This is a genomic window from Fibrobacter sp. UWR3 (genome assembly GCF_900143055.1).
Lineage (GTDB): Bacteria > Fibrobacterota > Fibrobacteria > Fibrobacterales > Fibrobacteraceae > Fibrobacter.
The window spans coordinates 49,752-73,079 of the sequence record NZ_FRCW01000015.1; the positions used below are offsets into that span (position 1 = coordinate 49,752).

Annotated in this window: 17 protein-coding genes; 13 read left to right on the forward strand and 4 right to left on the reverse strand. The window is 52.3% G+C overall.

Going from position 1 to position 23,328, the window contains the following annotated elements:
• Positions 1 to 44: 44 nt before the first annotated feature.
• The 4 genes from acpP (at position 45) to BUA44_RS14620 (ending at position 3,468) form a co-directional block, all read left to right on the forward strand.
• A complete protein-coding gene (gene acpP, locus BUA44_RS14605) occupies positions 45 to 284 on the forward strand; it encodes an acyl carrier protein (protein ID WP_072813566.1) in 240 nt (79 codons plus the stop codon).
• 71 nt (positions 285 to 355) lie between these two features.
• On the forward strand, positions 356 to 1,174 hold the full coding sequence (gene rnc, locus BUA44_RS14610; protein ID WP_072813509.1) for a ribonuclease III: 819 nt from the start codon (positions 356 to 358) through the stop codon (positions 1,172 to 1,174).
• Positions 1,175 to 1,273: 99 nt separating this feature from the next.
• Positions 1,274 to 1,639, forward strand: coding sequence for a GIY-YIG nuclease family protein (locus tag BUA44_RS14615; RefSeq protein WP_072813511.1), 366 nt, complete (start codon positions 1,274 to 1,276; stop codon positions 1,637 to 1,639).
• Between the two features lie 20 nt (positions 1,640 to 1,659).
• A complete protein-coding gene (locus tag BUA44_RS14620) occupies positions 1,660 to 3,468 on the forward strand; it encodes an extracellular solute-binding protein (protein WP_072813513.1) in 1,809 nt (602 codons plus the stop codon).
• Between the two features lie 360 nt (positions 3,469 to 3,828).
• Here BUA44_RS14620 and BUA44_RS14625 read toward each other — a convergent pair whose 3' ends face one another.
• Together BUA44_RS14625 and BUA44_RS14630 are read right to left on the reverse strand one after the other, a co-directional pair.
• Entirely contained in the window at positions 3,829 to 4,407 is a 579-nt protein-coding gene (locus tag BUA44_RS14625; RefSeq protein WP_072813515.1) for a porin family protein, read from the reverse strand.
• A gap of 184 nt (positions 4,408 to 4,591) precedes the next feature.
• Positions 4,592 to 5,422, reverse strand: a complete 831-nt coding sequence (locus BUA44_RS14630; protein WP_072813517.1) for a transporter — start codon at positions 5,420 to 5,422, stop codon at positions 4,592 to 4,594.
• Here BUA44_RS14630 and BUA44_RS15770 point away from each other — a divergent pair.
• The 6 genes from BUA44_RS15770 to carB all read left to right on the forward strand — a co-directional run bounded on the left by BUA44_RS15770 (position 5,415) and on the right by carB (position 19,504).
• Complete coding sequence (locus BUA44_RS15770) at positions 5,415 to 5,696, forward strand: hypothetical protein (protein ID WP_072813519.1); 282 nt, start codon at positions 5,415 to 5,417, stop codon at positions 5,694 to 5,696. The two genes, BUA44_RS14630 and BUA44_RS15770, sit on opposite strands and share 8 nt — an antisense overlap.
• Positions 5,697 to 5,913: 217 nt before the next feature.
• Positions 5,914 to 11,958, forward strand: a complete 6,045-nt coding sequence (locus BUA44_RS14640) for a T9SS type A sorting domain-containing protein (protein WP_072813521.1) — start codon at positions 5,914 to 5,916, stop codon at positions 11,956 to 11,958.
• A gap of 127 nt (positions 11,959 to 12,085) precedes the next feature.
• The gene (locus BUA44_RS15775; RefSeq protein ID WP_178348808.1) at positions 12,086 to 15,673 is read left to right on the forward strand and encodes an SLC13 family permease; all 3,588 of its coding nucleotides are present in this window, start codon (positions 12,086 to 12,088) and stop codon (positions 15,671 to 15,673) included.
• 147 nt (positions 15,674 to 15,820) lie between these two features.
• Entirely contained in the window at positions 15,821 to 15,949 is a 129-nt protein-coding gene (locus tag BUA44_RS16035; protein WP_255370583.1) for a hypothetical protein, read from the forward strand.
• A 117-nt stretch (positions 15,950 to 16,066) separates the two neighbouring features.
• Positions 16,067 to 16,267, forward strand: coding sequence for a hypothetical protein (locus tag BUA44_RS14650; protein ID WP_143152028.1), 201 nt, complete (start codon positions 16,067 to 16,069; stop codon positions 16,265 to 16,267).
• An 18-nt stretch (positions 16,268 to 16,285) separates the two neighbouring features.
• Entirely contained in the window at positions 16,286 to 19,504 is a 3,219-nt protein-coding gene (gene carB, locus BUA44_RS14655) for a carbamoyl-phosphate synthase large subunit (RefSeq protein ID WP_072813526.1), read from the forward strand.
• Between the two features lie 248 nt (positions 19,505 to 19,752).
• Here the strand turns inward: carB and BUA44_RS14660 are convergent, their stop codons facing one another.
• Positions 19,753 to 20,169: a putative toxin-antitoxin system toxin component, PIN family gene (locus tag BUA44_RS14660; protein WP_072813529.1), complete on the reverse strand. Its 417-nt coding sequence runs from the start codon at positions 20,167 to 20,169 to the stop codon at positions 19,753 to 19,755.
• Between the two features lie 2 nt (positions 20,170 to 20,171).
• Positions 20,172 to 20,399 (reverse strand): hypothetical protein, encoded by a 228-nt coding sequence (locus tag BUA44_RS14665; protein ID WP_072813531.1) that lies wholly within the window; start codon positions 20,397 to 20,399, stop codon positions 20,172 to 20,174.
• 622 nt (positions 20,400 to 21,021) lie between these two features.
• On the opposite strand from BUA44_RS14665, the gene BUA44_RS14670 reads away from it, so the two are divergent.
• From BUA44_RS14670 to BUA44_RS14680, 3 genes are read left to right on the forward strand one after another with little or no spacing between them, the layout of a single operon-like run.
• Complete coding sequence (locus BUA44_RS14670; protein ID WP_072813533.1) at positions 21,022 to 21,915, forward strand: zinc-ribbon domain-containing protein; 894 nt, start codon at positions 21,022 to 21,024, stop codon at positions 21,913 to 21,915.
• Between the two features lie 11 nt (positions 21,916 to 21,926).
• Positions 21,927 to 22,493, forward strand: a complete 567-nt coding sequence (locus BUA44_RS14675) for a zinc-ribbon domain and TM2 domain-containing protein (RefSeq protein WP_178348809.1) — start codon at positions 21,927 to 21,929, stop codon at positions 22,491 to 22,493.
• A gap of 24 nt (positions 22,494 to 22,517) precedes the next feature.
• The gene (locus tag BUA44_RS14680) at positions 22,518 to 23,306 is read left to right on the forward strand and encodes a TM2 domain-containing protein (RefSeq protein WP_072813537.1); all 789 of its coding nucleotides are present in this window, start codon (positions 22,518 to 22,520) and stop codon (positions 23,304 to 23,306) included.
• Positions 23,307 to 23,328: the final 22 nt, after the last annotated feature.

Below are 23,328 nucleotides of genomic sequence, written 5' to 3' on the forward strand. Positions count from 1 at the left end.
TTACTAAATTTTAAGTCAAACAATCAATCCAAATGGAGATTACAATGAACGAAGAAATTTTCAAGAAGGTCACCGCTGTTATCGTTGACAAGCTGGGCGTTAAGGCCGAAGACGTGAAGCCCGAATCCGAATTCGGCAACGATCTCGGTGCTGACTCTCTCGATCGCGTCGAACTCGTGATGGCTATCGAAGACGAATTCGAAGTCGAAATCCTCGATTCTGACGCCGAAAAGTTCCAGAAGGTTGCTGACGTGGTCGCCTTCATCGAAGCCAAGAAGGCTTAATTAGCCGGGTTCTTCGAAAACAGGACTAAATAGGGTGACCCCGGACGGGTTGCCCTTTTTCTTTACCGCCTATGGAAAATCAAACTCTTTTGCATAAAGTCTTAAAACTCTGGTTTCGCCAGAAGTCCGGTGACGGGCTTGAGGCGAAGCTCGGGTACCGGTTCCGCGAACCGGAACTGCTGGCCCACGCCCTGGTCCACCGGTCCTACCTGATGGGGAAGGACATCTCGTACACGAGCAACAACGAACGGCTCGAGTTTTTGGGCGATTCCGTGCTGAACATGCTCACCACGGAGTACCTGTACAAGGCCTTCCCGAACGACCCGGAGGGCGAACTCTCAAAGCGGAAGAGCGCCATCGTCTCGGGGCACGCCTGCGCGCAGTCCTCGAAGGAATGGGATTTGGGCGAGTACGTCAAGATAGGCAAGTCCGAGGCCAAGATGGGCGGTCGGGGCAAGGAAAGCATCCTGGCCGACGCCTACGAGGCGGTTCTCGGGGCGGTTTACCTGGATGGCGGGCTCGACGAGGTCCGGGCGATTCTCAACCGGTTCCATTTCCCGCGGGTGGCGGAAATCATGAGCGCCGAGGACTTTGTGAACTACAAGAGCGCCCTGCTGGAATACACCCAGGGGAGCTCTATTCACGTGGCGCCGGAATACAAGATTGTGGACGAGTCGGGGCCGGAACACGAGAAGGTGTTCACTGCCGAGGTCCATGTGAACGGCAAGGTCTACGGCCGCGGGACGGGCCCGAACAAGAAGAAGGCCGAACAGGAAGCGGCCCGCACGACGCTCGAAATGCTCAAGGCTGAGGAGGCGGAGCGCGAGAAGAACGCCCCGCAGCCCTCCGGCGAGAAACCGGTCAAGCCGAAAAGGTATTTTAGACCGTAGATTATCCAGAATGTCACCCCGGCCCCAGTGCCGGGGTCGTCGTTTCTATGCCTGCGTTAGGCATTTGTTTTTTAAAGCCGTTTTGTGTATATTCGTCGTATGCGGTTTCATAACTACTATGTCTACCTTCTAACTACAAGTGACAATTCCGTCTTTTATACGGGAGTTACAAATGATCTTGTCCGTAGAATCGTAGAACATAAAGTCCATTTAAACAAGGGATTTACAGACAAATACAACATCACAAAACTTGTTTATTATGAACTGTTTCATAATGTTGATGAAGCCATCAAAAGGGAAAAGCAACTAAAACGTTACCCACGTACATGGAAGGCTCATCTTATTGCGTCGATGAATGCTGAATGGAATGACCTGTCGGAATCTATTGGCGTTACAAAGAAGATAATTGAGTCTGCTCGTAATGGAATCGGCGTTCCCGGGACAAGCCCGGGAAGACAATGCTAGTTTTATCTATCTTTCGTAGCATGAAGAAGTATTCTATTGTTCGCATTTGCGCCGTGTCTTTGACTGCGGCATTGACTTTATTCCTTACCGCCTGCAACGAGCAGGGCTCTGCGGGCGCGAAGCCTGCGGGCAAGAACGCCGAGTTGAACTGCCCGGAACTGCCGGTCGATTCCACCGCCACAGGCGAGTTCGACCCGGTCGCTTCTAAGGATGCACGCCCCTGCGGAACGATTACGCTCTGGGGCTCTGCGATGCCGAAGTCGTTCAACATGTGGGAAGACTACAACAGCTTCTCTGCCGAGCTCATGGGCATGATGTTCGAACCGCTCGTGAGTCTGCACTCCACCGAGGACCGCGAAGTGGGCATTCTCGCCGACAGCTGGAGCGTATCGGAAGACGGCAAGACGTTCACCTTCCACGTAGATGCGCGGGCCCGGTGGAGCGACGGCAAGCCCGTCACCGCCGAGGACGTGCAGTACTACTACGACGTCATCATGGACGAGAAGAACCTCACGCCGATTTTCAAGGTCGGGCTTAGCCGTTTCGACCGCCCGGAGGTGGTCGACAGCCTCACGGTGAAGATGACCGCGAAGGAATCGCACTGGGGTAACTTCTGGGAAGCCGCGGGCATGCTCGCTTTCCCGAAGCACGCCTGGGCAGGGAAGGACTTCAACCAGATCCGCTACGAGTTCCCGGTCGTCTCGGGCCCGTACAAGATCAAGACCTTCCGCGAAGACCGCTATGTGGAACTGGAACGTCGCGCCGACTGGTGGGGCTTCCATAAGAACTGGAACCGCGGCAAGTACAACTTCCAGAAAATCCGCTACCGCTTCATGAACGACCAGACGAAGGCGCTCGAAGCCTTCAAGAAGCAGGATTTCAACGCCTACGCCATCTACACCAGCAGTATTTGGATGAAGCAGACTGACTTCGACGCCGTGAAGAAGGGATGGGCCGTGAAGCAGCGTATCTTTAACAAGGAGCCCATCGGATTCCAGGGCATGGCCATCAACCTGCGCAAGCCGCAGTTCCAGGATGTGCGCGTCCGCCGCGCCCTTTCGATGCTCCTGAACCGCGAGGCGATGAACGAGAAGTACATGTTTGGCCAGTACTTCTTGCTGAACAGCTACTACCCCGACTTGTGGGAAGGCAACAAGAACCCGACGGCGCCGCTCTACACGTTCAACCCGGATAGCGCCCGCGCCCTCTTTGCTGAGGCGGGCTACAAGGTGAACGACCAGGGGGTGCTCGAGAAGGATGGCAAGCCGTTTGCGATTAACTTCATCACGAGCCAGGAAGACCTGCGCCACCTCACGCTGTTCCAGGAAGACCTGAAGAAGGTGGGCGTGGTGGCGACCATTGAGCAGATGAGCCAGAGCACCTTGCGCAAGCGTCTGGACGATGCCGACTTTGACCTTTACTGGGTGAACTGGGGCGCTGGCCGCCTCCGCGACCCCGAAGCGAGCTGGCATTCTGCGACCGCTCTCCAGAAGGGCACGAACAACTTGGCCGGCGTGCAAGACAAGGTGGTCGATAGCTTAATCAACTTGCAGAAGACGGAATTCGATTTGGCCAAGCGCAACGAAATCCTGAAGGCGCTCGATAACCGCCTCGCAGAAATCGTGCCGTACGTGCTCATGTGGCAGTGCGACCACCACCGCATCCTCTACTGGAACCGCTATGGCACTCCCGAGAAGGTGTTGGACCATTTCAACCGCGAAGACGCCATTCCCGTCTACTGGTGGCTTGACCCGGAGAAGTCCAAAAAACTTGACGCCGCGATGAAGGCTGGCGAGAGTTTGCCGGTCCCGGTGTATGACGTGAGATAACCTTCTTGTCATTCTGGAGGCCCCTTCGGGGCCGATAGAATCCATGCCATTTAAAGCCATTGTTTTTCAATGGTCTTTTTTGTACTTTCCCGCTTATGCAGAAGAAAGGATATACGGATATGCGGCATGCTATAGAACGTGAAAAGTCAATGAAGAATTTACTCCGAGAAAAGAAGATTGACCTGATACAGTCGATGAATCCTGAATGGGATGACTTGTTCTTTAAATTGTAATGGATCCTATCGCCCTTGACAGGGCTCCAGGATGACAGCATTGGCCTGCGCGAGGGTGACAATGAGCAAATAAAAGAGACGTGCATCGCTGCACGTCTTTTTAAATGCTATGCGCTAGCAGTTTCGACTAGAACCAGTAGGTTGCGCCGAGCATGAACTGCATGTTCGAAACATCGAGCGGATCGCCAATCTCCGGGTCGGCAAGGAAGTTGGTCATGCCGAGAACCACGCGGAAGTCGATGTCGACCAGCGGGACGATGCCGGTACCGACACCGAACACCAGGTCAAATTCGAAGGTATTGAAGTCCATCCAGTCTGCGATAGAGGTTCCACCAACCTTTTCGGAATCAGTGCTTAGGTTGAAAGCGAACTGCGGGCCACCTTCGAGGTAGAGGATGGGGAGCAGGGAGAAACGGACGAGAACCGGAATATCCAGGGCCCAGGTCGTCACGCCCAGGTCTTCACCGGATCTTTCGATGCTGAAGTTACGCATGTCGATCAACACTTCCGGGGCAAGCGTAATCGGGAGCAACGGGAGAGAAATCTTCATACCGACACCGGCATTGAAACCGACGCTGGTACCGAAATCTTCGGCGTCGTCGCCCCAGAGGGTGTTCATGTCGACGCCAGCATGGACACCGAAGTTAATCTGTGCGAAAGAGGCTGTTGCCGCGAGGACTGCAGCCAGGAGGATTTTCTTGAACATTGTGATTCCTTTGTTGAGGGTTTTATACTAAGATAATATAAAAAACGCACGTTTGCAACAAAAAAGTGTGCAGGTTCCGAAAAATGTGATTTTCCCCAAAAATAAAAACGACGCGGATTTTGCCCGCGTCGTCCTAATACTTTCTAAATAATTCGTAGTTCGCTGTTAAATTGTGCGAAAAGGGCTAGAAATTGAAGACTGCCGCCATGTAGAGCCCGTTGGCGTCGCCGCCAAGGTGGTGCGGGTTCCCGTCAGTCCAAACGCCCTTATACTTCTCGTTGCGGAAGATAAACTGTCCCTTCACGGTAATCATCGGCGTGATGTCGTAGGCGATGCCCATCCAGAGGTTGTATTGGCGGGACCTGCGATCGGCATAGCCGTGTTCGGTATCGTTGCCATCGTACCATACGCTCTCGCTGAGGCGGAACTTGAGGAGCATGCCGATATAGGGAGTAAGGCCGACTTTCGGGATGGTGTAACCCACTTCGGCGCCCACATGGATGTCGAGCCCGCGTTCGTGGTTGTCGTGCTCGAAACCCCAGAGGAAGCCCGCTTCCGTGCCGAACAGGAGCCCGTCCATCTTGGTCGGGGCCGAGAACTGCGCACCTGCGTAGATGGAGAATTCTCCGTTGGAGGGCGGGTTCGTGCCCGCACCGTCGTACTCGTCGTCACCTACGGGGAGGTTGAAGTCGAGGAAGGCGGTAATCATCGGGGCGATTTCGAAACGCCCGCCGATGGTGAGGTCGCGAAGTCCGTCGCCGCCGTTCACGCAGCCCGAGCAGTCTTCCTCGTTCCAGAATTGGTAGCCCCAGCTGGTCAGGGCGATTTCGAGACCCTTGATCATGGTAAAGCGTGCGCCCATCTTGAGGCCGGCCTGAGACCAGCGGTGGTCCTTGTCGTAGTAGAGGCCCGCTTCTGCGCCTCCGTTCTTGTTTTGCGGGATGGGATAGTAGTCCCATGTGGCAAAACTTGCACAGGCGAGCACTGCGAGCGCGAGAATAATTTTCTTGAACATCCTGACTCCTTGGAAATGGTTCAAAACCGCCGAAAATTTAGAAAAATGGGACGTCCTTGCCTGGTTGTCGGGGCAAAATGTGCGCTTTAACACTTTATTGGAGGCTTTGAATGTGAATTCGGGCACAACGGCAAAAGAATTTTTACCGAGCTGTCTTTTTTTTATTTATCTTGTTAGAAAAAAGCGAGGCATCTATGAAGTTGAACTCGAGTTCTTTAGTATTGGTGGCATTTTTTGCCTTTGCCACAACGGTCGAATCGTTTGCCGCGATTAAACCGGTGGCATTTCGCTGTTCCCAATATATTCCGGAACCTGATCCGGATGATCCTGTTTATATTCAAAATGGTCCCTACATTTGTAAAATTAGCCAGTTCGATGATGTGGACGAAGCTGTTGCCCATAACTATACTGATTCAGAAATCTTTGATTCGTGGAGTGATCTTGTTGCGCAACTGACTGGTAGCCTTGTGACTAGTGCTCAGAATTGTGAAATGGATCCGAATTCCTGCACTGGCATTAGCATTGATTTTGAAACCTCTATAGACTTGGGCGGTTTCGAAGTCTCTAACGGTGATACGGTATGCGTGAACACTTTTGACCCGGTGCTTATTCCTGTAGACTATGTCTTGAAGATAAATGGCAATGGCAATACAATCAAGGGCTATTGTGATATCGGTGAAGGGAATAAATCGTTTTTCAAGGGGGTTGAAAACTTTGGAAGAACTGGTGAAAGTATTGTTGCCGTTCAGAATGCTCAGTTCAACGACCTCCATTTTGATGGGGCCTATGTAAAGGCGACGGGTGATGGTGCGCGTGCGGCGGTGCTTGCGGAACAGTCGTATGGAATTGCTTTTAACAATGTCTCGGTTGCTAATTCCGTTATAAGTGCTTCACATACTGCTGGTGGACTTGTCGGTAATTACGAGACTGCATACGATGATATAACATCTGTGCATGTGGATGCCGTCTTGCGAGGTGTGCATGTCGGTGGCCTGTTCGGGGAAGCCATTTTTGCTAGTGCAGAAATGGCTAGCTCTGTTTCAAATATTTCTGTCGATATAGAAGTATACGCTGTGGGCGAGGATTCAGTAGCTGCTGGTGGCTTTGCGGGGCAATTTACCATGAGAGATGCGAATATCGTGTTCAGCAACGATACCGTTACGCTTGTGATGCCGAATGGAGCAACCACTGTTGTAGCGGGTGGCCTTGTTGGAAATTTCCTGTATGATGCGAGCCGGTCTGTTGAAATGCTTAACCTGGGCAATATAATCGACATCTCCGTAAATTCGACGGGGTATATCGCCTATGCGGGTGGCCTAGTCGGGATGGGGTCGTTTGAGAATGTCGCTGTTACGGATTCATTGAATAAGATTCATGCGGTTATTGCTGCGAAGGGCTCAGGCGACGGCGTCGTTGCAGCGGGTGGCGAGTTCGGATTAGCGCAAAATGCCAAAAGTATGCGGTTCGCAAACGAGACCGTCGATGCGCGTCTTGTTGCCGCCGGTAGCCGGCGCCAGCGCCTCGGTGGTGTTATCGGCGATGTTCAGGGAATTCCTTCGGATGCACCTACCATAGTGAGAAGTGATGTAAATGCGTCTATTGCTAGTTCGGGAACTGACGAGATAGAAGTGGCCATGGGTGGATTGGTGGCATCAGCTGCTACGACTAGTGGAGGTACGTACTATGGAATCGTCTATGCCGATTCGGGTAGTGTAACGGTTTCGATGGAGGCCGCATCTTCTGGAACCGTTTATGCGGGTGGTGTCGTTGGCTATATCAATGCCGAAACTGAGGAACTCGACTATATCGGCGGACTGCGCTCGTTCTCGATGCAGGTCAAGGCTCCTGCCGGAAAGGATCTCATAAGGCTGTCCTCCAAGAATATGAAGCTTGTCTATGCTGGAGGGTGCGCCGGAAAAATCGTGTCTCCGAAGGCTACCAATGAAATCCGCAGGTATCTGGTCGAAGGCGATATAGATATTGTTGCAGAACGGTATGCGGATTCTAGTGCCGTGGGTGGGCTGATTGGCGATGTAATTGCCTCGAGAACGATCGTTTATGATAACCTAAGCCGTGGTGACATGCTTTCGAATGTCGAAAATACGGGCTTTGTTGTGGGTAGGCACGTTGGTACAAGGGACGATACCTATGGCATGAAAATTATTGCGAATGTCCATTATGGTTCGCAGGATGCGGACGCGAAATCGCCTTTAGGTTTGATGCAAATACTTAATCAGGGGGTGTATACTCAAGTAACGGACTGGAATCAGGGTCCATCTGAGTTCGAGGGATTCAAGTATAGTGTCATTTACAACTACCGTAATTCTATTGAATCGGGAAATATCGTGCTTCAGCCTACGGGAACATTCGATGAATCCCTGCTCGATGGCGTTCTGGATGACAAAACGATAAAGTCGAGACAGCTTGCGTATGTCATGAACGAAATGCCTGGCTGCTCACAACAGGATCGGGGCTTACTTGATACGGGTCTTGTATGCTGGGAAAATGGTGCCGACTCCGTTTTGCGGATGTGTGATGACGGAGAGGAACGTACCGCGTACAAGGTGGAACTTGATGTAACTGAACTCTACTCCAAGTTTACCGATGCGGACAAGGAATCCCTGGAGGGCATCCTGGATTCAGTCTATGCCCCCGAAGACGATTATACGGAGTACAGGCTTGTTACCTACACGGAAAAGGACCGCCGCGTGAGCCCTGATTTTGTAAAGCGCATCCGGGCGCTGAGCGTTGATTTTGGCGTGTTCGAGGAAACCAATGAAATAGACCTTGAAACTTACACGATGTTGCAAAACGAGCTTTACCAAACGGAAGAAAACAGCAGTTTCGTCGTCGTCTACGAGACGGCGATAGTTGTTGTGGATCAACCTGCAACATCGTATGGAAACCTGGACGAAACCTTGCCGTACCCGGTGTATCTCTGGCCGAAGGTAACGAAGGTACGCCGTTATAACGAACATGCCGTTATCCCTCCCGTGTTCGTGATGAATGACGGTAAAAAAGTTGAGTTCGGCATAGATAGTTACTACATAAATTGTAGGGAAGGCGGGAACTGTGATGCTGATAAAATTGAAGGCGAACTTGGTGAGACTAGGAATTTTGCACGGATAATGGAAAATATTGCTGGCCGTTACGGTCCGGAGTACAGCGATACCATTCACTTGATTTATGCCCCGATTGGGGGAATTTCCGAGACTCCGACCATGGCTCTCGGCGTGAGCGGTAACCATGCAATCATGTATACTGCGTATGGTTACAAGGATGGCCTGTTGGCACAATTTGATACGGCAAGTGCGGGGTATTTTAACAATCCGTTTGTCCCGATGGCTTCCAAGTACAGCATTGCCGCCGATGCGGGATTTATCCTGAAAAAATGGAAGGCAGATTTCTGGGCGCACATGACAGGCTCCCGAAACATAGAGGAGTGCTACGAAGAAGGTCAGGCATCGGAAGAATGCTCCAAGGCGGTTACTTTTGAAACAACGAAAAACTATTTCGCGGAACCGTCGTCAATCAAGGCCGCCTTTATGGACAACATGGAGAACAGGTCGTTCTTGAAGTGGAGTGCGGAATTCGATGCCGACGGCGTTGTCGATATGGATAGCGTTATTGCCGCTATTGTGGAAATGGGTGATATGTTGACCAGTAATTTCCATTACTACTACCTCCTGCACGCGATTCCCGAACTCGAGGCGATTCCTTATGCAATCTCGTTCGATGTGAATGCCGCTGATATGGACGTGTTTGTGGCCGGCTATACGGATACGCTCGCAATCTATTCAAGGGATAACGACATGACGGCCAAGTTGCCGACGCTGTATACGACAGACACAACGAGGTGTTTTGGTGGCTGGAGCGTCAGTCCCGATAAGCAGGATTTCCTTGCGAGAGAACTGGATGCGAACTTGCTCAATGCGGTTGAACCCGTAGACAATGTGTTTAGTTTGTACGGAGCCTGGAATAATTCTCTTGTAACAGAAGCGGATGGTCAGCCCGGTAAGGAAACTTATGAAATGGGTGGCTGCGACAATATAGAGAATTCGCAGATTTTGCTGCACTACCAAGGCGATGTCGGCTCAGAGGGGGGCAAGATCTACCTATGGCAGAAGCTCGTTAACCCGGTGGACACTTTGACGTTCAGGCACGATTTTGAAGATTCCACGATGGCGATTCCTGGAGCGTGGACGTTCTTCCGGTTCCACGTGGGTGCCGAACCCGAGCCGGGCTATGCGCTTTCGCACGTGAAATTGGTCCGTGGCATTATGGAAAACGCGGACGCACCTTCGGGCGAAGCCGATACAATCGATGTCGCCATGCAAGATGGCGATGGCGTGATTGAATTTTATAGCGGCTCCCGCTCGCCGGAACTTCTTGTCGAGTTCTCGAAGTTCATCTCTGTGGCGTTTGACCTGAACACGAAACAGGAAGACGTGTTCTATGATCTGGATTTTGTCCAGGGCGATTCCCTGAAGGTCTTGAACAACGATGACCAGGTGCTTTTGCCTGCATGGATATACACGGCGAATTCGTGCGTGCTCGGTTGGTCTGCCGAGAAGGATGCGGAAAAATACGATTACCGTGTCATGACCTATGGCGGCGAGCTGTATGAAAAACTCCAGGATACCCAGAAACTGTATGCCGTGTGGGGCGATGCTGACCTGTGTGTGGATAGCGCCCGCTATGCGCGTGTCAAGGCAGTTGCCGAGAACGGGAGCATAGAGCTGCTTGAAGGCGAGGGTGAACCGCGCGTGCACTGGTTCGGTACCGACGGAAGCATTATCCTGCCTCCTGAACAATACACGGGCGGTTTCAGGGTGCGCGCTATCCCGGATGATGGCTACGTGCTCGAAAAGATTCTGCTTATCCAGGATGGCGACACCTTCCCGTTTGAAAACGGCGAATGGCTCGAGGGCCTTGTTGATGGTGCCGAAATCCGCGCCTACTTTATCGAAAGCGCAGAACCTGTCGTGACGGACGGTGCCAAGTTCTATCAGTCGGGCAATGCAGTCCGCTTCACGTTCCACAAGGATGGCTTCGTGAAGGATGGCAAGGCATCGATCCGCATTTCGCTTGAAAACGATGACGGGAAGGAGCTTGACGGCAATGAGTACAAGTGTACCACGGATGCCTGTGACTTGGAATGGGAACGTTTCCCGCTTGCTGCCGGATTCTACCTGTTTACCGCCAGCGTGGTGCGCGATGGCCACGACTCTCTCTTGCGTGAACAGGATTTCGAGGTCGTTGCCGAAATCGCGATTGCCGGTGAAAAATCCTGGCAGATGATTTCGCTTGCCAATGTGGACATGGACAAGTTGTCGTGGGACGGCGACGAGACGTTCTACTGGTGGGCCGAGGACAGGAACTATGGCAAGTATTGGCAGTATCAGGAATTGGTCAAGTCGCAGACGCCCGAAAAGGAACGCGGCTACTGGTACAGCTCTATCGAGGGGCGCCCGCTCGTGCTGAAGGACTCTGCGTTCGCGGATGACATTACGTGGAACCTCACGAACGAGAACGGTGGCTGGAACCTTGTCGCGAACCCCTACGGCTGGCAAATAGACCTGGTTGTGGATGAGTACGACCTGGATGAACCCGAGGAAAAGTCCGAGGACAATCGCAAGAAGAGGGTTCCACTCGTGGAGTACAACCGCTGGAATCCGGAAGAGGGTCAGTACGTGCCTGTAAGCAAGCTCGGTCCCTACCAGGCGGTGTGGGCGCAACTGAACCGCTCCATGAGCACGACGATTGAGATTGCAGCGAGACCGTCGTTCGATAAAGACATGAATGTCGACGCGAATGCAGAAATGGACAGGACGCTCAACCGCAGGTTTGCAAAGATTGGTGACGTATCGGGCTGGGCGTTGCAGGCTATGCTGAGTGACGGGAAAGGCAAGAAGGACAGCTGGAACGTGCTCGGCGTAGGTGATTTTGCAAGGCAGTCCGAGGAACCGCCTGCCGGTATGGGCGACCACGTGAACCTCTCGATACTTGATGGTGGCAAGAGGCTCATGAAGAGCGTGAAGGCGGCGGGCGAGGGCGCTTCGTATGAATGGAACATCGACCTCACGGCGACGAGCCCGCGCACGGGTTACCTGTCGTTTGCGGGTATTGACGGTTTGGAATTCCGTGGGCTTTCCGTGTACGTGACCGTGGACGGGAATACGACGCGCGTGCGGGAAGGCGAACCGCTGAAGGTCGCGCTTTCTTCCGAAGCGAAGGTCGCGACCGTGTTCGTGGGTTCTGCCCCGAAGGTCGCGCTGGTCAAGACGCTTGCCGGCCTCAAGGCGGTGCAGGCGGGCGCGACCCTCCAGGTGGACTTCGATGCGGGTGCGGGCCTTGCGGGCAGTGCAGTGCGCGTGGACGTGCTCGACCTGAAGGGGAACGTTGTCCGGAGTGTGGCTTCGAGTGCCCTTGCCGGCGTGAACCGCGTGACCCTCGATGCCCCGAAGCCGGGCATCTACATGCTCCGCGTGCGTGCGGGTAGCCAGATGAAGGCCGGTCGTATTCTTGTGAAATAGCCCCAAAAACGGCGAAAATCGCCCGAAATTGTCGGAATTACCTGAGGTCCGCTACCCCTGGCGGGCCTTCTTGTAACGGACTTTTTCGTTGCCATGCCTACGGCCTTTTTCTAGATTTGGGCGCACTATGACAAAGGCTAAATTCATCAAATTCATTATTGCGTCGGTGCTCGCCATCGCCGCTCTCTTCTTGCCCTACGAATCCCTCGGATTCGATGCAGCAAGCCCCATGGGACCCCTGAACCCGCTCGAAATCCGCGTCATCGGCGTTTTCGTCATGGCCGCTCTTTTCTGGATCCTGCAACCGTTCCCGATCTGGTCCACCTCGATGCTTGTCATCGTGCTCATGATTGTCACGATGTCCGATTCGTCGCTCGCCCCGTTCCGCGTGGACGGTGTGACGATGATTAGCCACAAGTCCATCATGGCGACCTTTGCAAACCCCATCATCATGCTCTTCCTGGGTGGGTTCTTCCTTGCTGCCGCCGCCACCAAGTACAAGATGGACTTGAACTTGGCCCGCGTGCTCCTGAAGCCCTTCGGCAAGAACCCGAAGTTCGTGCTCCTCGGCCTCATGCTCATTACGGCTGTGTTCTCGATGTTCATGAGCAATACCGCTACCGCAGCCATGATGCTTGCCATCCTCGCCCCGGTGCTCAAGCTCTTTGACGAAGACGATCGCGGTAAGGCTGCTTTTGCCCTTGCTATTCCGCTCGGTGCCAACATCGGTGGTATGGGTACCCCGATCGGCACGCCTCCTAACGCCATCGCCCTTGGTGCCCTGAACGATGCCGTTGCCCGTGGTGACCTTGTCGCGAACCCGGTGACCTTCGGCCAGTGGATGGCCTTCGGTATTCCGTACGTGATTATTTTGATGGTGGTTGCTTGGCTCCTGCTCGTGAAGATTTACCCGATCAAGATGAAGCAGATGGTCCTGAATATTGAAGGTGCCGGCAAGTTCGATACGAGCCCCAAGGCTATCATCGTTTACATTACCTTTGTCGTGTGTGTGCTTTTGTGGGTGACGGGCAAGAACGTTCACGGTATTAACGATAACGCGATTGCAATGATCCCGATGGCCGTGTTTGCCCTTACCGGCGTGATTACCAAGAAGGATTTGAATGCGATGAGCTGGGACGTGCTCTGGCTCGTGGCTGGTGGTTTTGCCCTGGGTGTTGGCCTCAATGCGACTGGCCTTGCCGCTCACCTTATCAAGACGATCCCGTTTGCAACCTGGTCTCCGCTTGCTCTCATGGTCGGCTGCGGTATCATTTGCTTGTTCATGGCGAACTTCATGAGCCATACCTCTACGGCTACGCTTTTGGTCCCGATTCTTTGTGCTGTGGGCATCGCTTGCCAGGACAACCTCGTTGGCCTCGGTGGCGTGACCGCTCTCCTCGTTTCCGTTGCGTTTGCTAGCTCTCTCGGCATGAGCCTCCCGATTTCGACTCCGCCTAACGCCCTTGCGCATGCGACGGGCTATACGGATACGCGCGGTATGGCGATTACGGGTGTTGTCATGGGACTGGTCGGTCTGGTTCTCTCTTGGGGAATGATGATTTTCCTCGCCCATGTGAACTTCTTTGGTACGCCGGCGCCGAAGGCTGCTGATAAGGTCGCAGAGCCTGCCGCAGTGACCAAGGTTGTGGAACAGCCTGCTCCGGAAGCACCTGCTGCCGTAGTCGCAGATTCTTCTGTTGTTGATACTACTGCTGTTGATAGCGCGGCTGTCGATTCTGCCGCTGTTGCCGATTCTGCAGTTGTTGATAGCAACGCTGCTGTCGTGGATAGCGCCGCTGCCGCTCAGGTTGCTGCAGATAGTGCTGCCGCGAAGGCCGCTGCTGATAGTGCCGCTGCCGCCCAGGCTACCGCCGATAGTATTGCTGCTGCAAAGGCTACTGCTGATTCCATTGAACAGGTAAAGGCTGCTGAAGCCGCTGCTCTCGTTGCTGCTGCCGAAGCCAAGAAGGCTCGCCAGGATAGCATTGCCGCTGTGAAGAAAGCCAAGGCCGACAGCGTTGCTGCCGCCAAGAAGGCCGCTGCCGAAGCCAAGAAGGCTCGCCAGGATAGCATCGCCGCCGCCAAGAAGGCCGCTGCCGAAGCCAAGAAGGCAGAAGCAGAAAAGAAGAAGGCAGAAGCCGCTGAAGCCAAGAAGAAGGCTGCCGAAGAAAAGAAGGCTGCCGCAGCCGCGAAGAAGGCTCAGCAGGATAGCATCGCCGCCGTGAAGAAGGCCAAGGCCGACAGCGTTGCCGCCGCCAAGAAGGCTGCTGCCGAAGCCAAGAAGGCAGAAGCAGAAAAGAAGAAGGCAGAAGCCGCTGAAGCCAAGAAGAAGGCTGCCGAAGAAAAGAAGGCTGCCGCAGCCGCGAAGAAGGCTCAGCAGGATAGCATCGCCGCCGTGAAGAAGGCCAAGGCCGACAGCGTTGCCGCCGCCAAGAAGGCTGCTGCCGAAGCCAAGAAGGCAGAAGCAGAAAAGAAGAAGGCAGAAGCCGCTGAAGCCAAGAAGAAGGCTGCCGAAGAAAAGAAGGCTGCCGCAGCCGCGAAGAAGGCTCAGCAGGATAGCATCGCCGCAGTGAAGAAGGCCAAGGCCGACAGCGTCGCCGCCGCCAAGAAGGCTGCTGCTGAAGCAAAGAAGGCAGAAGCCGCTGAAGCCAAGAAGAAGGCCGCAGAAGAAAAGAAAGCCGCCGCTGCCGCGAAGAAAGCCCAGCAGGATAGCATTGCCGCCGTGAAGAAGGCTAAGGCCGACAGCGTCGCCGCCGCCAAGAAGGCCGCTGCTGAAGCCAAGAAGGCAGAAGAAGCCAAGAAGAAGGCAGAAGCCGCTGAAGCCAAGAAGAAAGCTGCCGAAGAAAAGAAGGCCGCCGCTGCCGCGAAGAAGGCTCATCAGGATAGCATTGCTGCCGTAAAGAAGGCCAAGGCCGACAGCATTGCCGCTGTGAAGAAGGCCAAGGCCGACAGCGTCGCCGCTGCCAAGAAGGCCGCTGCTGAAGCAAAGAAGGCAGAAGAAGCCAAGAAGAAGGCTGAAGCCGCTGAAGCCAAGAAGAAAGCTGCCGAAGAAAAGAAAGCCGCAGCCGCTGCAAAGAAAGCCCAGCAGGATAGCATCGCCGCCGTGAAGAAGGCCAAGGCCGACAGTGTCGCCGCCGCCAAGAAGGCCGCTGCCGAAGCAAAGAAGGCCGAAGAAGCCAAGAAGAAGGCTGAAGCCGCTGAAGCCAAGAAGAAAGCTGCCGAAGAAAAGAAAGCCGCAGCTGCTGCGAAGAAGGCTCAGCAGGATAGCATCGCCGCAGTGAAGAAAGCTAAGGCCGACAGCGTCGCCGCCGCCAAGAAAGCCGCCGCTGCTGCGAAGAAGGCACAGCAGGATAGCATCGCCGCAGTGAAGAAGGCTAAGGCCGACAGCGTCGCCGCCGCCAAGAAGGCTGCTGCCGAAGCCAAGAAGGCTGAAGAGGCCAAGAAGAAGGCTGACGAAGCTGCTGCCAAGAAGGCAGAAGCAGAGGCTAAGAAGGCTGAAGCTGAAGCAAAGAAGGCAGAAGCCGAAGCCAAGAAGGCAGAGGCTGAGGCTAAGAAGGCCGAAGCTGAAGCAGCTAAGGCTCAGGCTGAGGCAAAGAAGGCAGAAGCAGCCGCTCCGGCCCCTGCTGCAAAGCCTGCCGAAGCGCCGAAGGCTGCCGCGCAGCCGGCTGCAAAGCCCGCTGCCGCAAAACCCGCAGCCGCTCCCGCCAAGAAGTAATTCTGGCCGGATCAAGGTTCAAAAGGACGCCCTCACCGGCGCCCTTTTTTTCTATTTGAAAAAATTTCACTATATTTGTAGTATAAATCATAACTAGAAGGTGAATGTATGAAAAAACTGTTCGGACTTGCTATCTTGTTGTCTGTCATGGGGTTAATCGCCTGCAGTGGAAGCGGAACCAATACGGACGACGATTGTGATGACAATGCGGCCTCTTGCCAGACGACGGATGACGGCATCGATGTCGATACCCCGGAAGTAGACTCCGGTACGTAATCGTTTTTACCCTTTTACATTTTTTTGTTTTTCCCCGTTGCAAGACGGGGTTCTTTATTCTATATTTGCGCAAGTTTAAAACGACAGAACTTTAGCTGGTCAAAGATGATTTTGCACATGATGAATAAGGCAAAGGCACCTTGCGGAACGGACGGTTCCGATGCAGTTAAAGTTTTTCCGTTTTCTGATTTTGATTTTGCTGAACCATTTGGTTCGGCATTTTTTTTACCCAGCGTCAAAGCGACGCTCACTCCCTATGTCACCCTGGAGCGTAGCGATAGGGTCCAGGGCTGTTTAACACAAGAGTTTAATAATTAGTATCAACGGAGATAAAAAATGAAGATTGAAGGCATCGACAAAGTCCTTATCATCGGTTCTGGCCCGATCGTGATCGGTCAGGCTTGCGAATTCGACTATTCCGGCACCCAGGCTTGCAAGGCCCTGCGCGAACAGGGTTACAAGATTGTGCTCGTGAACTCCAACCCGGCTACCATCATGACCGACCCGGTCATGGCCGATGCCACCTACATCGAACCGCTGAACGTTGCCCGCCTCACCCAGATTATCGAAAAGGAACGCCCGCAGGCTCTCCTCCCGAACTTGGGCGGTCAGACCGGCTTGAACCTCGCCTCTGCTCTGAGCAAGGCCGGCGTGCTGGACAAGTACGGCGTGAAGGTCATCGGTGTGAACCTCGACGCTATCGAACGCGGCGAAGACCGTGAAATCTTCAAGGAAACCATGCAGAAGCTCGGCATCGACACCCCGCGCTCCGGCATTTGCCACTCCGTGGAAGAAGCCGAAAAGATTGTTGCAGAAATCGGCTACCCGGTGGTGGTTCGTCCGGCTTACACCATGGGTGGTGCAGGTGGCGGTTTCTGCTACAACGTGGAAGAACTCCGCACCATTTGCTCCAACGGTCTTGAACTCTCCATGACGCACCAGTGCCTCATCGAAGAATCCATTCTCGGCTGGGAAGAGCTGGAAGTCGAAGTGGTTCGCGATTCCAAGAACCAGATGATCGCCATCTGCTTCATCGAAAACATCGACCCGGTGGGCGTGCATACCGGCGACTCCTTCTGCGCAGCCCCGTTCCTCACCATCGACAAGAAGCTGGAAGAAGAACTGAAGGAAAAGGCCTTCAAGATTGTAGAATCCATCGGCGTGATTGGCGGTACCAACGTGCAGTTCGCTCACGACCCGAAGACCGGTCGCGTGGTGATTATCGAAATCAACCCGCGTACCAGCCGCTCTTCCGCTCTCGCTTCCAAGGCTACCGGCTTCCCGATCGCTCTCATTTCTGCGAAGCTCGCTGCAGGCCTCACCCTCGACCAGATTCCGTACTGGCGCGACGGAAGCCTCGAAAAGTACACCCCGAGCGGTGACTACGTGGTGCTCAAGTTCGCCCGCTGGGCATTCGAAAAGTTCCGCGGCGTCGATGACTGCCTCGGCACCCAGATGAAGGCCGTGGGCGAAGTCATGGCTATCGGCAAGACCTACAAGGAAACCCTCCAGAAGGCTATCCGCGGCCTCGAAAACGGTCGCTCCGGCCTCGGCTTTGCGAAGGACTTCAACAAGAAGAGCAAGGAAGAACTCCTCGAAATGCTCAAGACTCCGAGCTCCGAACGCCACTTCCAGATGTACGAAGCCATCCGCAAGGGCGCTACCGACGAAGAAATCTTCGCCGCCACCTACGAAAAGGCCTACTTCGTGCAGCAGATGCGCGAACTCGTGGAACTCGAAGAAGAAATGCTCAAGACTCCGGGCCGCCTGCCTTCTGACGAACTCCTCATCAAGGCCAAGAAGGACGGCTTCAGCGACAAGTACATCGCTAAGATTCTCGGCATCCGCGAAAAGGACGTGCGCAAGAAGCGTACCGAACTCGGCGTGGTCGAAGGCTGGTGCGCTGTGCCGGTGAGCGGCGTGAAGGACCAGTACTACTACTACAGCACCTACAACTGCAAGGACGAATCTACCGCCAGCACGAACCCGAAGAAGATCATGATCCTCGGCGGTGGCCCGAACAGAATCGGCCAGGGTATCGAATTCGACTACTGCTGCTGCCACGCTGCAATGGCCCTCCGCGAAATGGGTTACGAAACCATCATGGTGAACTGCAACCCCGAAACGGTTTCTACCGACTACGATACTTCCGACAAGCTGTACTTCGAACCGGTTTCTTTGGAAGACGTTCTGCAGATTTACCACAAGGAAAAGCCGGCTGGCGTGATCGTGCAGTTCGGTGGCCAGACTCCGCTGAACATCGCCCGCGCCCTGAGCGACGAAGGCGTCAAGATTCTCGGTACGAGCATTGACTCCATCGATATCGCCGAAGACCGCGACCTGTTCCGCAAGATGATGGACCAGCTCGGCATCCCGATGCCGGAAAGCGGCATGGCCACGAACATCGACGAAGCCCTCGCTTGCGCCAAGCAGATCGGTGGCTACCCGGTGATGATCCGCCCGAGCTTCGTGCTTGGCGGCCGCGGCATGGAAGTCATCTACGATGAGAACATGCTCCGCGAATACGTGGCGAAGGCTGTCGGCGTGACCCCGGATCGTCCGCTCCTCATCGACCGCTTCCTCCACAACGCTCTCGAATGCGAAGCCGACGCCCTCTCCGACGGCGAACACGTCTACATCCCGTCCGTGATGGAACACGTGGAACTTGCCGGTGTCCACTCCGGTGACTCCGCCTGCATCATCCCGCCGGTGACCATCACCAAGGAAAACCTCGCGACCATCAAGGATTACACTAGGAAGATTGCTGAAGCCCTCCATGTTTGCGGCCTCATGAACATGCAGTACGCCATCGAAGACGGCAAGGTGTTCGTCCTCGAAGCCAACCCGCGTGCAAGCCGCACGGTGCCTCTGGTCTCCAAGGTTTGTAACACGCAGATGGCCCGCCTCGCAACCCGCCTGATGCTCGGCGCCAAGCTCGAAGACTTGAAGCTCAAGGACAAGAAGTTCAACCACCACGGCGCCAAGGAAGCCGTGTTCCCCTTCGACAAGTTCCCGAAGGTGGACCCGGTTCTCGGCCCCGAAATGCGCTCCACGGGTGAAGTGCTCGGCCTCTCCGACGACTACGCCCTCGCTTACTACAAGAGCCAGGAAGCCGCAGGTTCCTTCCTCCCGAACGAAGGTGCCGTGCTGATTAGCTTGTCCGACAAGGTGAACCTTGCGGACCAGGCTATCGAAGTGGGCAAGGAATTCGAAAAGCTCGGCTTCAAGATTTACGCTACCGAAGGCACCGCCAAGTTCTACGAGAAGGCCGGTGTCAAGTGCGAAGTGGTGAACAAGATTGCTGAAGGCCGCCCGAATGTCCTCGACATCATCCTGAACAAGCAGGTGAACCTCATCATCAACACGCCGTGGGCAAAGCGCGACGCCATCAAGGACGAAAGCGCCATCCGCAAGGCCGCCATCAAGTACAAGGTGCCTTACATCACGACGCTTGCCGGTGCCTACAACACCGTGAAGGGCATTGCCGCTGCTCGTAACGGCCATGGCGCTGTGAAGAGCCTGCAAGAGTATCACGCTTCTATTGAAGAGGTGTAAGGATTAGGGGTGAGGGGAAAGCCTTCCCCTCGCTTCAGCCCCGACCCCGCCCTTATAATCACGCCCACTCAAAAGAGTGGGCGTTTTCTGTATACCCACCCCAGTCGGGTCTTCCGCTACCCCTTCTAACGGGTGCTCAAGCGCCGCACCCGTAACGCCTGGGCTTGTCCCGCCCACCCGCCCAAAACAGAAGACCATTGCTTTATCAGCAATGGCCTCCTGTTTGCATAAGTTGTTTATTAAATCCTTTACATCTCGTCCGCGAGTTCTTTGGAAAACTCTTGAATGGACCGAACTGTGACCAGCGGAAAGTCGATGCTCTTCAGAATATCGAAATGCCGATCGTTAGAAACGATGTATTCTGCCATTCCGCAGATAGCACAATCAACGAACTTGTTGTCGTCTGGATCTTGCGTAATCAAGTTGAAACGCCAAGTCGGAGTTGTTCTCACAAGGTTTGAGCGATTGGTTAAGGCTTCCATTAAAATGGTTGCCATGCGACTTGAAATTTTCTGGGAAATAATTTCTTCGTACTCAAGAAGTATCTCTGGCGATACGCAAATTTCCAAGTCCCCGTTCAAGAATTCGGTCCATATTTGATGATATGGACTTTTAGACGGGAGGCTCATCAACAGGCAGTTTGTGTCAAGGCAAATGCGGCGCAAGGTTATACCTTGGAATAGGGGGTTCTCCAGTGTTCTTTGCCAATCTGCTCAATAGCGTCTGCGCCTAGCACGCCATCATCCCACAGAGCGTCTGCTTCTTCTTGAACCTTCTTGGCATAGTAATCAGCAAGAACAGCCTTCAAATCCTGTAAGGCTTCTGCATCTTTGCAAAAGGAAAACATCTCAAGAAGATGTATCTGAGTCGGATTTAGCGTTTGTGCTGCTGCCATGGTGGACCTCCACCCTAAATATACCTTTTTCACCCCATAAAGGCAAGTTTTAGGGGAGTTCATTCCAAGTTGGAATATGTATTTGCTTGGAAAATTGTGCTTTTGGCATCATTTTCGCTAGAAATTTTGATGGAAATGTGTTTTTTGCTGATTTATTAGTTGTTTTTAGAATGAAATAGAGAGTTTTGCTCTTGTTCTCTAAGTGAAATCTAGACAGTTTCCCTAAGCGAGAATAAGGCGGACGCTCACGCAGGTATGCCGTTTTACGGTATGCTTCAGTTTGCTGTATCGGCTTATTAGCCGATTGTTGGTCGTTAGACCAAGGGCAACAGCCCTTTTGGGGCGTGGGTCGTTTGTGTTTATCGCTTAGAGGCAGTCTAGAGCCCCACTTAGGTAAATGCAACGATCTGCGCCTTTTTTGTATCTATACAAAATTTGGCAAGAATCCTTGTTGAACAAGGGCTAACTCAGAAAATCTTTTTTGGAAAAAAGGATGAATATGAGAAAAGTTTTTCTTGCCGCATTCATTTCTTCGCTCGCAGCTGCAGTGTGCTTTTTGGCATACTCCTTCATCTTCAAACATGAAGATGAAAAAGATCAAGTTTCTCGGGAGCGCTAGACTATGTTTTGTTCTAAATGTGGGGCAGAGATTCCTGAAAATAAAAAATACTGTCCTGATTGTGGAGCCTTTAATGCTAAGTATAAACCGATTTCAAACGAATCGGTTAACGAGGAAATTAGTTCGCAGAACGATGACGAACAAACCATGAACAGCTTTGCTGTGTGGCTTGTTGCTTTTTTCTTTGGCTGGTTAGGAATCCATAATTTTGCTACCAAAGCGCCTGTTAAGGGATGTTTAAAAATCATTCTGACGAGTATAGTTATTTTCACTACAGGGGTGGATGAACGGGTAGAGTTATTTCGGGATGTTGTTTGTATAGGCTTATTGGCGTGGATTGCTTATGACTTGTTCTCCATGGTCCAAAATAATAAGCTTTATCCGACCGTTGGTTATGTTTCGAGTATTCTATATGTTGCGTTTGCGTTGTGTATAGCGCTGATGTTCATTCCAAAAGATTTGTCAGAACCTTCCGACAAAGAGAAGGAAGTTACCAAGAATGAACTAAGTGAGATTTTACAAAAGGGAAACGCCTTGAGCATTGTCGGCACTCGGGTGGTTTTATTTGGTTTTGTTAAATCGATTGAGAAAGAAAAAGTGCTCATTAATGTTGGTGATACAACTGAAATCGGAATCGTTGATGAAATTAAGGATGTTGTAGAGGAAAAAATAGAATCCGTAAAAAGGATTCTTGAAGAAGAAAATTCAAGCAGTGATTCGTTATTGTCAAACAATTCGAAAAAAGACACAAAAGTTGTTCCCGCGTATTTGAAATTTGCGGTCGACGAATTGCCTTATAATTCAATAAAGAAAGGTGCAATCATCAGGGTTTCGTGTATATCTCGTGGTTTTGAAAATGACCTGTTGGTTTTTGACATGTGTAAGTTCATTCAATGACGGAGAAAAAAATGTTCTGTTCAAAATGTGGTGCCAGTAATTCCGATGAGGCTAAATTTTGCGAGTCTTGCGGAAATCAGCTGAAACAAGTTCAGCCTCAAACAGATAACTTAAACTCTAATGGTAATGGAACCGTTCCATCTGCACCAAATCAGGTTGCAAATCCGAGTGCTCCATCCATCATTGTTAACGTGAGCAACAATCAGCAAAATCAAGGCGTTGGTGCTGCATTAGGAGGACTAGTAAATCCTGCTGTTTTGCCGGGACCTAAAAGTCGAGAAACCGCAGGCCTGCTTTGCCTGTTTCTCGGTGTTTTTGGCGCGCATGATTTTTACATCGGCAAATCAATCAGTGGAATAATTAAGTTGCTTTGTACCTTGACTGGTGTCGGGGCTACCATAACGTGTATTTGGGCTATGATTGATGCGTTTATAATTGCATTTGGCTCAAATCCAACGGACAACTGGGGGCGTCCTTTGATTGGTGATGCGACATTTACAAAAATATTGATTTTTGTGCCGATAATACTTTTTGCTCTACTTATCGGAATTATCATCGCTTACTGCAATAGTCTTTAATTACACATCAACAAAAGGAATACTATGGAAAATCAAAATCCTCAACAAATTATTGTCAACGTTGACAATGGTCAGCAAAATCAAGGTTTTCAACAGCCTGGAATATACATTCCTCCTGTAAAGAATCAGAGTGCAACTCTAGTCATTGCATTCTTTTTAGGAACCTTGGGTATTCATGATTTCTACAATGGGAGAATTCTGTATGGTGCCCTTAAGTTGATTTTTACGCTTACTGGTGTACTCGCTCTAGTTTCCTGGATTTGGTGGATTATTGATCTTGTTAGAATTATCAAGGGAACATACACCGATAAATACGGACGTGTGTTAAATCAAAATGCGGCAAAATCTACAAAGATTATTGTTGCTGTTTTGTTGATTCTGCCTGTGCTTGTTTTGCCGGCCGGTCTTCTTGCTGCAGTGGCTTTACCTAAACTCAATGTAATGACTGCTAAATCTAAGGCTTCTGTAATTGGGCCTGCAATGGGCGCATATAGGAACCTTCAAGATGCTTATAATGTGGATACGGGTAAAATTGGTACCTGGGAGTCTATTGGATACTCTGCACCGAATTCAACAAATGAAATTGAATTTAAGGAAATCAAAACAAATCAGTTTGTTGGCGTCAGGGCGCAGCTGCTTACAAATCTAGGCGATTGCCCTGTAGGAACCATGTATGGATTTCTTGCAAGCCCGGGCCAGGGTGGTGCCAATTACGCTTGCGCTATTTTAGATGCGTCAGGGAATGAACTGGATGCATCTACTTTGTCCAGTTGTGAAGCGATTGTTCCAACATTCAGTAGACTTTGTGACTAAGAAATTTTTTTCTTGAAACAAA